Genomic DNA, 13,903 nt, shown 5'->3' with positions numbered 1-13,903 from the left:
CACGCTCTCGACCGATGCGCAGGCGATGCGCAGGGCCGCGTCGATGAAAGTTGGGGCGCAGGCCCCCAACACGTACACTCCCGGCCGTGTTCGAAGGCCCCTCGTCACCCCTGGAGCGGCCCGGATGGGCTCGCCGACTGCTCTACGTCACGGCGCTGACGGTCCTGCCGCTGCTCAGCTGCAAGACGAGCCGCGCCAGCGAGCCCGAGCTCGTCGAGCCCGGCCAGGTCCCGGCCGAGCTGCGCGACGAGTGGGAGGCCTTACTCGATGCACGTGAGAAGGATCGTGCCGGCGCGAGGGTGGAGGAGGCCGCCGACGCGCTCCTCGGCCAGGATCCGCCGACTTTGCTGCGCGTCGGCGCGCTCCAGGCCAAGGCCGAGCGCCAGTACCTCCTGGGCGCGGACGCGGAGGCGCTGCGTCTGTGCGACGAGGCCCTCGCGCTGCTCGCGGCCACCGGCGACAGCAAGGCCAAGGCTAGCGAGGAGATGCTGGCCGAGGTCCATCGGACCCTGGCGCTCACGCTGGTCCGGAGTGGAGATCCCCAGCGGGCGGTCGAGGAGCTCGATCTTCTGGAGGGGTGGGGGAGCGTCGAACGCGAGACTTTGCGTGGAGCACGCGCCGTCGCGCTGGATCGTCAGGGAGATCAGTCGGCGGCGCTCGCGGCCTTCGTGGCCTGGCGCGAGCTGCTGACCGACGACTCTCCGGATGCGGGCTACGCGGAGGACCGGATCCGTGCGCTGGTCACGGGCCTCGACCGCGCGACCATCGAGGAACTGGCGAAGAACGCGCCAGGTCCCGACGCGGCCGACTGCCTGCGGGCGACGATCGGGATCGCACCTGGCGACCAGTCTCCCACCTGGGTGTCGAAGTGTCGGCCGCTGCCCGCGCGCATCGGGATCTTGCTGCCGCGCTCGGGCAAGCTCGCGGCCCTCGCGGACGCGCAGTTTGCGGCGGCTGTCGCGGCGGTCACGGTCCTCGGCAGCGAGCGCCCGGTCTCCGTGATGTGGCGAGATAGTGGATCGACGGCGGCGAGCACCAAGGCGGCGGCGACCCAGCTGCTCGCGGATGGCGCCGAGGTCATCGTGGGTCCCGTGGGCGCGGACAACGTGCGCGCGGCGGTCTCGGTCGCGGGACACGAGCGCTTCTTGCTCCCGGGGGAGAGCGTCTCGAGCGCGCGAGGGATCGCGCCAAGTCTCGAGCAGCGCGCTCGCACCCTCGTCGCCCATGCCGCTGACCACGCCCCCGCCGCGGCCACCTCGGTGCTCGTCATGATCCCCGAGAACGGCTACGGGAGGCGGGCTCAGAAGGCTCTCGAGTCAGATCAAGGATCGTTTTCCAAGTCATTGAAATTCATGACTTATACATCCTCGACAAAAAGCTTCTCTCCAATCCTTCGGCCGGTCGCGGACGCGCTCCAAAAAGGCGCGCCCGTCGTGGTGGTCGACGCGCTCCCGCGGACGGAGCTGATCGCGCGACAGCTGCGCCGTGATGGCTTGCGGATCGCCGGGGGCAGCGTCGATCAGGAGGGCGCAGAGGTCGCGGTCTACGCCATGGGGGAGGGTCTGTCTCCCGAGCGTGTGGGGGCCAAGCACGAGAGCCTCGACGGCGTGGTCCTCGCGCCTGTCGCCGCGCCCGACGCCGAGTCCCGAGACTTCGAAGATCGCTACCTCGCCCAGCAGGGGCTGCCGCCCGATGACCAGGCGCTCCTCGTGTGGAGCGCGCTCGAGGCGGCATGGTCGGGAGCGTCATCGACGCATGAACCCCAGGTCCAATTGGTCCGGGTCGAGGGAGGCCGCGTTGTCGCGCTCGGGACGCCCTGAGAAGGGAAAGGGTCGCGCGCGCAGCGGCAAGAACGCTCGGGGCGACCAGCGCGCCAAGAGGAGCGGGCTTCGCGCTGACGAGCACGGGGTACCGGGCGAGCGCGCGGTGACCGAACTGCTCCGCGCGCAGCCCGAGCGCGTGCGTCGTCTGCTCGTGGCCGAAGGTCGGGACTTCGAGGCGCTGCTGAGTCTCGCCGACGAGCAGGGGGTGGCACCGGAGCGCGTGGACCGTGAGGTCTTCGACGAGCTCATTGGTCCAGGCCTGGCCCGGGGGGTGCTGGCGATCGCCTCGCCGCCGCGGCGCTGGGACTTCGAGGCGCTGCTCGAGCAAGAGGACGGTCCGCGGACGCGGCGTGGCCATCATGTCATCGTGGCCCTCGATGGCGTGGTCGACCCTCACAACCTCGGGGCGATCATTCGTAGCTCCGAGTTCTTCGGCGCCGCGGGGGTGGTGTGGACGCGGGACCGGTCGGCGCCGCTGAGCCCGGCGGCCGTCCGGGCCTCGGCGGGGGCGACCGAGCGCCTGCCCCTCGCGCAGGTCACCAACCTCTCTCGGGCCCTCGAGGACGCCAAGCGTGGCGGCCAGTGGTGGGTCGCGGGGACGGTGGTCGACGACGGCCAGGCGCTCCACGAGTTCGCCCTCGATCCCCCGGAGGCGCTGATCTTGGTGCTCGGGAGCGAAGAGCGAGGCATGCGGAGGCTGACCCGGGAGCGCTGCGACTTCCTGCTGACCATCTCGCGTGCGGGGGAGCTGGGCTCGCTCAACGTCTCCTCGGCCGCTGCGCTCGCCCTGGGCATGCTGGGCTGAGGCGCATCGGTGGGGCTGGGCTGCTCGCGTGCTGTGCAGCATGCGCGAGCGGATCTAGGGCCACGCGGAGGGCGGGCGGACGCGGGCCGATCTGCTCGCTCCAGGTTCGCGATTTCGACACCCGGAGGTGGTGTCGATCGGGTACCGTCGGCGAGGAGAGGCGAGCGAGGGACGACGCGACCCGACAGGTCGCGACGCGCGTCCGTCGTGCTCGACTCCGGGACCATGGGTGAGGACCGGGCCCGCGTCAGCGCGGGCTCGAGGGCCGGTCTGTGGTCCAGCCCGCGGTCGGGGAACTAGCCCCCCTTTTGCCTAGATACCGCGTGGCCGACTCGCTACCCTTGGCCTCCGCTTTCGCGGCGCGTCGATCGCCGTCCGCAGGGCATCGCTCTGCGTCGACCCGTGCGCTGCACGTTCGCTCAAAAGACACGACCATGGCCGAAGTTCGCTCCGCTCTCCTCTCGCATCTGCGCGCTCCCGAAGAAACCACCAAAGAGGCCCTCGCCGCCGCCGTAGAGAGCTCGGGCAAGGACCTGGCCGCGGCGTCTCAGGTCGCGCGCGACGAACCGAGCAACGACGAGGCGGTGGCGATCGTGCTCGCGCATCTCGTGCTCGCGCAGCAGGCCGACCAGGACCCGGGGGTGATCATCGATCGCGCCAAGGCCCTGGCTCAGCGGGCGCCTCGCAAGGACGAGGGCAACGCGGTCGCGCTGCTGTGTGGCGAGGTCGTGTGGCGAGCGGGCGGGCAGCCGCGGGTGGCCGAGCCCTACTTCCGCCGGGTCCGTCGCAACGACGCGGCCAACGAGGCGGTGGTCGGCTTCTACCGCGAGCTCTTCTCCGGGCCCAGCGACGGCAGCCAGCTGATGCAGGTGCTCGTCCAGGCCCGGCGCGCGAGCAAGGACCCCGATCATCGCTTCGCCCTCGCCGAGGAGATGGCGAGCGTGGCCCAGGAGCGGCTGGGCAGCACCGATCGCGCCATCGAGGTCTGGCGCGCGGTGGTCCGCGAGGACGGCCAGGATCCCCGGGCGGTCGCCAACCTCGAGCGCTTGTATCGCGAGGGACGCAAGTGGACGGCGCTCGTCGAGCTGCTCAAGGACCAGTTCGACGCGATCGCCGACGAGGAGGCGACCAAGCAAGAGCGCATCGACAAGCTGCTCGAGATCACCGAGCTCTACCGCAAGGAGCTGCGCCTCGAGGCCATGGCCCTGGCGACCTTGCAGCGCATCCTCGACATCGACCCGCGCCACCAGGGCAGCCTCGAGGTCCTCGCCGACACCTACGCGTCGAGCAAGCGCTGGAACGACCTGCTGGGCGTGTTCCAGCGTCTGCGCGACGCCGCCAGCGAAGACGGCGACAAGCAGGCCGAGGCCGACGTGCTGCGCAAGGTCGCCAAGATCTGGGTCGAGAAGCTGGGCAACCCGCAGCGCGCCCTCGAGCCGCTCAACGAGCTGCTCGAGCTGCTCCCCGGCGACCGCGGGGCGCGGGACATGATGGCCAGCATCCACGAGCAGCGCCGCGACTGGCGGGCGTTGATCGCCCTGCGTCGCGACGAGCTCGCCGAGCGCGAGGGCGAGGAGGCGCTCGCTCTGCGCCTCGAGCTCGCGCGCCTGGCCGAGGACAAGCTCGGCGATCGCCGCGAGGCCATCGCTGGCTGGAACGCGGTGCTCCAGCACCACGGCGAGATCGAGCAGGCCCTCGACGCGCTCGCGCGGCTCTACGAGCGCGAGTCTCGGTGGGCCGAGGCCGCCGAGATCCGCCACCGCCAGGTTGCGATCGCCGACTCGGTCGGCCGCGCGGTCAAGCTGCTCACGGACATCGGCCACATCTACTCGGAGCGCCTGCGAAACCAGCGGGACTCGATCCGCGTGTGGCGAGAGATCGCCCGCCTGGTCCCTGGCCACGACAAGGCCCTGCGCACCTTGAGGGACGCCTACGTGGCCGCGGGCATGTGGGACGAGCTGACCGAGCTCTACGTCGCCCAGGGCCGGGTCTCCGATCTCGTCGACGCCCTGCAGAGCGCGGCCGATCGCGTCAGCGCGACCGAGGAGCGCGTCGACCTCTACCGCCGCGTCGCGCAGCTGTGCCGCGAGCGCCTCGGCCAGCCCGAGCGCGCCGTCAAGGCCCTCGAGCGGACCTTGGCGATCCAGCCCAACAACCTCGTCGTCGCCCGCGAGCTGCTGCCGATCTACCGCGAGCAGGCCAACTGGGCCGCGCTCATGCGCACGCTCAACGTGCTGCTCGACGCCAGCGAGGACGTCGACGACAAGCTCGAGCTGATCGAGCAGCAGCGCCAGGTCGCGGCCGAGCGCCTGCAGTCGCCGCAGCTCACCTTCCAGTGGGCGGCCCGGGCCTACGAGCTGCGCCCGACCGACGAGCAGCTGCGCGAGCGCCTCGAGCGTTCGGCGGCCGACAGCGACAACTGGGACGAGCTCACGCGGATCTTCGAGCGGCGGATCTCCGGTGAGCGCCCCGCGGGCGAGGGTGACGAGCTCGCCCTCGCCAAGGTCAAGCCGGCCGAGCGCGAGGAGCAGCTGCTGCTCCTCGGCAAGCTCGCCGTGGTCGCCCGCGACCAGCTCAGCAAGCCCGACGACGCCCAGCGCTACTTCCGGCGCATCGTCGAGCTCGACCCGCGCAACGAGGCGGCGATGTCCGCCCTCGAGTCGATCTACACCTCGACCCGGCGCTGGGACGATCTCAGCGAGGTCTACCGCAAGCGCCTCGACGTCGCCCCGGACGACGCCGCGCGGCTGTCGACCCTGCGCGGCCTGGCCCGGCTGCAAGAGGAGCACCTGCGTGATCTCGACGCGGCCGTCGAGACCTACGACCGCATCCTCGAGCTCGAGCCCGAGGACCTCAAGACCCTCGACGCGCTGGCCTCGATCCTCCGCGGGCGCGGTGAGTGGCCGCGCCTGGCGGCGATCCTCGAGCGCAAGCTCGAGCTCCCGGCGCCGCCCGAAGGCGAGGGGCCGCGGGCGATCGAGCCGGCCGACATCCCGGTGCTCTACGAGCTCGCCCACATCCGCGCCGTCCGCCTCGACGCCATCGAGGCGGCGATCGGCGGCTTCCTCGAGATCCTCGCGCTCGAGCCCATGCACCGCGAGGCCGTGACCTCGCTCGAGGAGATCTATCGCGCCGATCCGTCCACGGCGGTGAAGATCATGCGCGGGCTGCTGCCCTACTACCAGCGCGTCGGCGACAAGGCCCGCGAGGCCGAGGCCATGGAGGTCTTGCTCGCCGCGGCCGAGACCCCCGCCGAGGGGAGCGAGGGCGAGGCCAGCGAGGCGGCCCGAGAGCAGCGCCGCGAGCAGCTCGCCGCCCTGGCCGCGATCTACGAGCAGATGCCCGAGCGCCGCAGCGACGCCCTGCGCATCTACGCCGAGCTCTTCGAGGGCGACCCCGCCGACTGGGAGGGCCGCCAGCTGCTCCAGCGCCTCGGCCGGCAGCTCCAGTCGATGGAGCTCGTCGCCAACGCCTACGTGCGGGCCCTCGACGCGATCAAGGACAAGGCCCAGGCCCTCGAGGCCGAGGGACAGGCCCTCGAGCGCGCCGAGGCCAACCTGCGCCGCGACCTGCTCCTCGAGCTCGGGGCGATCTTGCGTGACGACCTCGGGCGCCCGCTCGACGCCGAGAAGGCCTACGCGGAGATCCTCGAGCGCGACGAGACCCACCAGGCAGCCTACGACGCCCTCGAGGCCCTGCTGCGCAAGCGCGACGCCTTCCCCGAGCTCGTCGAGCTCTACCGGCGCCGCGTCGACGTGGTCTTCAACCAACGCGAGCAGCGTGAGCTGCTCGGGCGGATCATCGAGATCGCCCGCAGCGTCCTCGGCGATCGCCAGACGGCCGTCGAGACCGCCGAGGAGCTCCTCGACCTGATCCCCGACGACCTCCCGACCATCGAGCTGCTCGCGCAGATGTATGGCGAGGCAGGGGAGGGCGAGGACCTCGACAAGCTCGAGGAGCTGCTCGGGCGCTGGGCCGAGCTGGTCTCGCACCGCGAGCTTCGCCACGAGCTCGGCTGCAAGCGCGCGGCCTTGCGCGTGCAACATCAAGGCGACGCCTTTGGGGCCGTGGATCTGCTCGGCTCGATCCTCGCGGAGAACGGGGACCACGAGCAGGCCAGGGCGCTGCTCGAGGAGCTCCTCGACGTGTCCGAGGTCCAGATGCAGGTCGCCGATCTGCTCGAGCCGCTCTACAAGCGCCGCGGCGATCACCACGGGCGGATCCGCATCCTCCACGTGCGCCGCAACCACGCCGCGGCCGAGGAGCGCCGCGACGACGCCACGGCCTGCCTGCTCGAGATCGCGCGGATCCAGGAGTACGAGCTCGACGATCACGAGCGCGCGTTCTCTTCGCTGCGCGAGGCCTACCTCGAGGATCCCCGCCGCCTCGACTCGCGCGAGCAGCTCGCCCGCGTCGGCCACGACCAGGGCCGCGAGCGCGAGCTCGTCGAGATCTGGGGCGAGGCCCTGGCCAGCGAGCACGCGCAGGACAAGACCCTGCGCATCGATCTCACCCACCGGATCGCGGTGCTCCTCGACGAGCGCCTGCACGACTCCGCGGGCGCGCGCAGGGCCTGGCTCGACCTGCTCGAGCTCGATCCCCCGGACGCGGCCCTGGCCCACAAGACCGTCGAGGCCCTGGTCCGCCTGCACCTCGAGGCCGGCGACTTCGCGGCCCTGGTCGAGGCGCAGCGCGCCCTGCTGCGCTTCATCGAGCCGCACCACCAGCAGGTCCAGGTCCGCCTGCAGATCGCCAGGATCCAGCTCGAGCAGCTCATGGATCGCATCGGCGCGGCCCTGTCCTGGGCCGAGGTCATCGACATGGAGCCGGGCAACCGCGAGGCCCTCGAGGCGCTCGAGGCCCTGCTCATCGAGGAAGAAGAGTGGCAGCGGCTCACCGAGCTGCTTGAGCACCGGATCACCGTGACCGAGGAGCCGCGGCTCCAGGCCCAGCTGTGGCGGCGGATCGGTGACATCCGCAGCGATCGTCTCGACGCCAAGCAGCAGGCCATCGAGGCCTTCCAGTCGGTCCTCGATCTCAAGACCGGTCACGACGACGCGGTCTATGCCCAGACCAAGCTCGTCGAGCTCAACCGCGCGATCGAGCGCTGGCCCGACGTGGAGGAGGGGCTGCGCCGGCTGATCGCCCTGGCCGACACCGAGGCCGAGCGCGTGCGCCTGCTGGCCGAGACCGCCGAGGTCGTGGGCAAGAAGCTCGAGCGCCTCGACGACGCCCTCGACCTGCTCAAGCGCGTCCTCGACCTCTCGCCCACGGATCAGCGCGCGCGCTCGCTGGTCTCCGGCTACCTCGAGGGCGATGACACCCGCGAGCGAGCGATCCGCATCCTCACGCCGCTCTACGAGGCCGAGCAAAACTGGGCCGCGCTGCTCGAGCTCCAGGAGCTCCAGGCGCGCAAGCAGCCCAGCGGCCGCCGCCGCCTCCAGGCCCTGCTGCGCGTGGCCAGGACTCAAGAGGAGAAGCTCGAGGATCCGGCCCGGGCCTTCGCCGTGCTCTGCGAGGCGATGACCGAGGCCGGCGACCAGCCGGAGCTCATGGAGATCCTCGAGAAGGTCGAGCGCCTCGGGGCGATGCCCGAGCGCGCCGAGGCCCTGTTCGAGGCCTACAGCCGGACCGTCGATCACATCCTCGACTCGGAGCTTCAGCAGCGCGTGCTCACGGCCATGGGCGAGGTCGCCCTCAACCGCCTCGGCCGCCTCGACGACGCCCGAGCGATCTACGAGCGCCTGCTCGAGAGCAGCCCCGACGACGACGTGGCGACCGACGCCCTCGAGCAGATCTACGTGCGCCAGGAGGCCGACGAGGCCCTCGCCAACTTGCTGGTCCGCAAGGTCGATCGCACGACCGAGGCGGGCGCCCGCGACGATCTACTGATCCGCGCCGCCGAGATTCACCACGCGCGCCTCGACGACGCCGAGCAGGCCATCTCGCTCTACGAGCGCCTGTCCGACGAGGGCCTGGCCCGCGAGGACGTCCACGCCGTGCTCGAGCCGCTCTACGAGAGCACGGGCCGCTTCCGCGAGCTCGCCTCGCACCTGACCCGCAAGCTCGGCCACCTGCGGGGCAAGGCCGCCGTCGACACCCACCTCCGCCTCGGGCGGCTCTACGGTGAGCACCTCGAGGATCCCGAAGAGGGCATCCGTCACCTCGGCGCGGCCCTCAAGTCCGACCCGGACCACGCCGTGGGCACCGACGAGCTCTCGCGCTACCTCCAGGATCCGGCCATGCGCAGCCGCGCCGCCGAGATGCTCGAGCCGGTGTTCCTGGCCGTTCAGGACTGGCCGCGCCTGCTGCAGATCCAGGAGGTCCGCCTCGAGGAGACCGAGGATAACGCCGAGCGCGTGGAGATCATGGTCCGCATGGCTCGCATGCAAGAGGAGCAGCTCGAGGATCTCGACGCCGCCTTCGAGGCCTACGCGCGGCTGTTCAAGGCCGACCCGACCAACACCCGCGTGCGCGAGCACCTCGGCCGCCTGGCCAACGTGCTCGCGGCCGCGGATCGCTACGCCGAGCTGCTCACCGAGTACGTCGACGGTCAGCCCGACGACAACTCCGACGAGACCCTGGCGATCGTCCACGAGTGCGCGCGGCTGTGGGCCGGTTCGCAGCGCCAGCCGGCCAAGGCCGTGCCGCTCTACCAGCGCCTGCTCGAGGCCCAGCCCGACAACCGCGGGCTGTTCAGCGAACTCGAGTCTGCGCTGAGCATGGGCGAGATGTGGCGCGAGCTCGCCGACGCCTACTGGCTGCAGGCCGAGGACTGTTTCGAGGAGGATCGTCAGATCGACCTGCTCATGCGCCTGACTCGGGTCGCCCTCGACGTGCTCGACGAGCCGGCGCTCGCGGCCAAGGCCTTCCAGCGCATCCTCGAGATCCAGCCCGAGAACGACCGCGCGCGCTCGCAGCTAGAGCAGGTCTATCAGCAGACCGAGCGCTGGGCCGACCTCCTCGAGCTGCTCCGCGACCGGCTCTCGCGGAGCATGAACCAAGACGATCGCACGCCCTTGTACCTGCAGATCGCGGATCTCCAGGACGAGGCCCTCGACGACGCCGAGGGGGCTCTCGACAGCCTCGAGGGCCTGCTCAACGAGGTGCCCTACGAGCCCAACGCGATCGCCACCCTCGAGCGCATCGCCGAGGCCCGCGTGCCCCAGCGCCACCGCGTGTTCAACATCCTCCAGCCGATCTACGAGGCCACCGGCAACACCCCGCGGATGGTCGCGGTCTGTGAGTGGCGGCTGACGGTCACCGAGGATCCGGCCACGCGCCACGAGCTCCACCGCGAGCTCGCGGGTCACCTCGAGAGCATCCCCGAGGGGGCGCCCTACGCCTTCCAGGCCCTCGCGCGCGGGCTCCAGGAGCCCGGCCCCGCCGACTCGCTGATGACCCTCGACGCGGAGATCAGCCGCCTGGCCGAGTCGCTGCAGATGCCCGGGGCCCTCGCCGACGCCCAGGTCGCGGCCTCGCAGAGCGAAGCCCTGGCCAGCGACACCGATCGCCGCCTCGAGCTGCTGATCCGCGCCGCGCGGATCCGCAGCGAGGACTCCCCGGAGATCGCCGTCGAGATCCTGCGTCGCGCCCTCGCGCTGCGCGACGATCACGAGGAGGCCCTGGCGCTCATGGACGTCGCCCTGGTCCGCCTGGGCTTCCACGAGGATCTGCGCGAGGTGCTCTCGCGCCGGGTCGAGGTCGAGGTCGACGACGTTCAGCGCGTCGAGCTGCTGCGCCGACTGGCCACGCTCCACGAGGACATCCTGGCCAACCCCGAGGCCTCCGAGGCCGCGTGGCGGCGCCTGCTGGAGATCGAGCCCAACGACGTCGAGGCCCTCCAGCGCCTGAGCCGGACCTACGCCGCGAGCGGCTCGACCTCCGAGCTGGTCGAGATCCTCGAGCGGCGCATCGACGCGAGCAACGACGGCGAGGAGCGCCGGACGCTGCGCATGCAGCTGGCCAGCATCCACCGCGAGTCGGGCAAGAACCGCGAGGCAGAGATCGACGTGCTGCGGGCGCTGCTCGCCGAGGCGCCCTCGGACGACGACGCGATGGCGGCCCTCGCCCGGGCGCTGCTCGCCGAGGAGCGCCACGGTGAGGCCGCGGACGTCGTCCAGGACCGCGCCACGATCGCGGCCACGGCCGAGCGCAAGGCCACGCTGATGCTCGACGCCGCGCGGCTCTACGCCGGGCCGCTCGAGGATCTCCATGGCGCCGTCGAGCGCTACGAGCAGGTCCTCCAGCTGCTCCCGGGTCAGGAGGGGGCGGTCGCCGATCTCGTCGAGCTCGCCAAGCGCGAGGAGGTCTCGGAGCAGGCCGCGACCTTGGTCCGTCCGCACCTCGAGGCGGGCGGGCGCTGGCCGGAGCTGACCACCGTCTTGGCCGCGCGCACCCAGCTGTCCGAGGATCCCGAGGAGGTCGCCACGACCCTGCGCGAGCTGGCGGGGATCCGCCACGAGAAGCTCGGCGACGCCGCCGGTGCCCTCGAGGCGACGATGCGGCTGATCGACGAGTGCCGCGCGGACGAGCTCGAGGAGCCGCTGGCGGTGGCCATGCGCCTCGCCGGCGAGCTCGATCGTCTCGACCCGCTGATCACCGAGCTCGGCGAGCGTGCCCACGACGAGGCCCGCGATCCCGAGGTCCGCGTGGCCATCGCTCTCGCGGCCGCCCACGCGGCCTCGGACTTCATCGGTGACCCCGACAAGGCCCTGGCCGTGCTCGTGCCCCTGCTCGACGCCGAGCTCGCGGATCTGCAGACCTGCGAGCGCATCGAGGAGCTGGCCATGCGCAAGGGCGACGCCGCCCTGGTCGAGCGTGCGCTGCGAGAGGGCACGCGCCTGGCGGTGGGCGGCGACAAGCAGCTGGCGATGTTGGTCCGCCTCGGCCAGGCGCGGATCAACGTCGAGCAGTGGACGGAGGCCGTCGAGGCCTTCCGCGACGCCCTCGACATCGAGCCGGGGCTGAGCGAGGCCGTGCGCGGCCTCGAGACCGTGCTCGAGCGCCGCGAGAGCGCGGACGAGCTGCCCGAGGGCCTGCTCGACACGCTCGAGAACGCCTACCAGAGCGCCGGCGACAACGTCGGCCTGGCCCGGGTCGCGCGGGTCCGCCTGCGCGGGCTCGAGGGCATCGATCGCGTCGCGCTGCTCCAGACCCTGGGCACCTTGCTCGAGCAAGGTGGTGGGGGCGCGGACGAGGCCCTCGAGGCCTGGGGCGCGCTCTTGGCCCTCGACGCCGAGTCGGCGCAGGCCCTCGAGCGCGTGCTCGCGCTGGCGGAAGAGGGCGGACTGACGGCCCGCGCGGCCGAGCTCCTGGCCGTGGCCGTGGCCGCCGCGGCCGAGGCGGGGCGGACCAGCCCGGCGACTTGCCTGGCGGCGACCAAGCTCTTCCTCGAGCGCCTCAACCAAGCCGAGCAGGCCAAGCGCGTGCTCGGGCCGCTGCTCGACGAGCAGCCCGATCACCCCGAGGGGCTGAGCCTGCTGGTCGCGGCCGAGCGCGCCCTCGGGGACGCCCGCGGCCTCCACGACGCGCTGACCCGCTCGGCGGCGGCCCAGGTCGATCCGCAGGTCGCCGCGGATCTGTGGCGCGAGGCGGCGGCGGTCGCCGAGCAGCTCCTCGCCGAGCCGGCCACGGCCATCGAGGACCTGCGGGCGCTGCTCGAGGCCGACGAGACCGATCGCGGCGGGTGGACGCGGCTGCTGGCCCTGCTCGCTCAGGCCGGCGACGCCGAGGCCCTGGCCGACGCCCTCGGGCGCCGCGTGATGATCACCGACGACGACGCCGAGCGCCGCGAGCTTCGCTACCGCCTGGCCAACCACCTCGTGGAGAAGCTCGAGCGCTCCGACGACGCCATCGGCGTCTACAACGACATGCTCGGGGCCGAGCCCGACGACCTCGTCGCGCTCAAGGAGCTCGAGGTCCTGCTGCGTCGCCTCGAGCGCTGGCAGGACGTCCGCGACCTCCTCGATCGCAAGCTCGAGGCCGTCTCGGCCGAGGGTGAGCAGCGGGTGACCGTGCAAGAGGAGATGGCCCGGCTCGCCGAGGACAAGCTCGACGACGTCACCGACGCGGTCGAGGTCCTCCAGCGCGTGGTCCTCGAGCACCCCGAGCGCGACACCGCCCGGGCCTGGCTCGAGCGCCTGCTGACCAAGGAGGAGCGCTGGCACGACCTCTCGGAGCTAGTCGAGGGCCGCATGGATCGCGCCCGCGAGGCCGGGGACACCGAGGGCTACCGCGAGCTCGCCTCGCAGCTCGCCAGCTTGCTGGCCGAGAAGCTCGACGACAGCGATCGCGCCCAGGGCATCCTCACGGATCTGCTCGAGGTCGATCCCAGCTACGTCCCGGCGATCCTCTCGCTGGCCTCGGTCTACGAGGCCCGCGGCGACGACGGGGCGATGCGCCTGACCCTCGAGCGCGCGGCCAAGCTCGAGCCCCAGGGCCAGCTCGGCGCGCGCTTGCAGCTGCGCCTGGCCAAGCTCAGCGAGGGCGGAGAGGAGCGCCGCGCTCACCTCGAGAAGGCCCTGCAGCTCGACCCCGCGAACCTCGAGGCCGGCCGCGAGCTGCTCGCGCTCAGTCGCAGCGAGGAGCGCTGGGAGCAGGTCGCGTACCTGCTCGAGATCGCCGTGGGCCGGGCCAAGAACGACGAGGAGCGTCGCAAGCTCCAGCTCGAGCGCGTCGACATCCTCTCGGCCAAGGTCGGTGACGCCGAGGGGGCCCTGCGGGTGCTCGCGGGCATCTACGAGCAGGTCCAGGACAGCGTCGAGGTCAACCGGCGCATCGCCGACGCGCTCTTCTCCTCCGAGCGCCTCGAGGAGGCCGCGGGCATGTACCACTGGCTCGTCGAGATCACCGCTGGCAAGCGCAGCAAGAAGCGGGCGCACTACCTGACCCGCATGGCTCGCGTCGAGATCGCCGGCGGGGCCCCGGACGCGGCGCAAAAGCACCTCGAGGAGGCCTACCGCCTCGACACCACCAACGTCGAGACGCTGATGACCCTCGGCAGCCTGCACGAGGACAACGAGCGCTGGTCCGACGCGCTGAAGATCTATCGCTCGATGCTGCTGCAAAACGCCGACAAGTCGGGGCTGCTGCGTCGCGGCGACATCTACCTGCGCCTGTCTCGGGTGCACCTGGGCCTCGAGGAGAAGCCCAAGGCCCAGGCCATGCTCCGCCGCGGTGTGGAGGAGGACTCGGACCACCAGGGGCTCAAGGACGCGCTCGCCGAGATCGGCGGCTGAGGTCCAGCGGCGGTGAGCCGCGAGTGTCGAAGCGC

Annotated in this window: 3 protein-coding genes; all 3 read left to right on the top strand. The window is 71.9% G+C overall.

Annotated features, from left to right (window positions below):
- The first annotated feature begins 86 nt into the window (after positions 1 to 86).
- The 3 genes from G6O69_RS29680 (at position 87) to G6O69_RS29670 (ending at position 13,868) form a co-directional block, all read left to right on the top strand.
- Positions 87 to 1,820: an ABC transporter substrate-binding protein gene (locus G6O69_RS29680; RefSeq protein WP_172306844.1), complete on the top strand. Its 1,734-nt coding sequence runs from the start codon at positions 87 to 89 to the stop codon at positions 1,818 to 1,820.
- Positions 1,756 to 2,628, top strand: coding sequence for a 23S rRNA (guanosine(2251)-2'-O)-methyltransferase RlmB (gene rlmB / locus G6O69_RS29675; protein WP_255215907.1), 873 nt, complete (start codon positions 1,756 to 1,758; stop codon positions 2,626 to 2,628). Before G6O69_RS29680 ends, rlmB begins: the two co-directional genes overlap by 65 nt.
- 434 nt (positions 2,629 to 3,062) lie before the next feature.
- Positions 3,063 to 13,868: a tetratricopeptide repeat protein gene (locus G6O69_RS29670; protein WP_172306842.1), complete on the top strand. Its 10,806-nt coding sequence runs from the start codon at positions 3,063 to 3,065 to the stop codon at positions 13,866 to 13,868.
- Positions 13,869 to 13,903 lie beyond the last annotated feature (35 nt).

This window comes from Pseudenhygromyxa sp. WMMC2535 (genome assembly GCF_011083025.2).
Note: the sequence above shows the minus strand (reverse complement) of the source record. Positions and strands in the feature narration are given on the sequence as shown.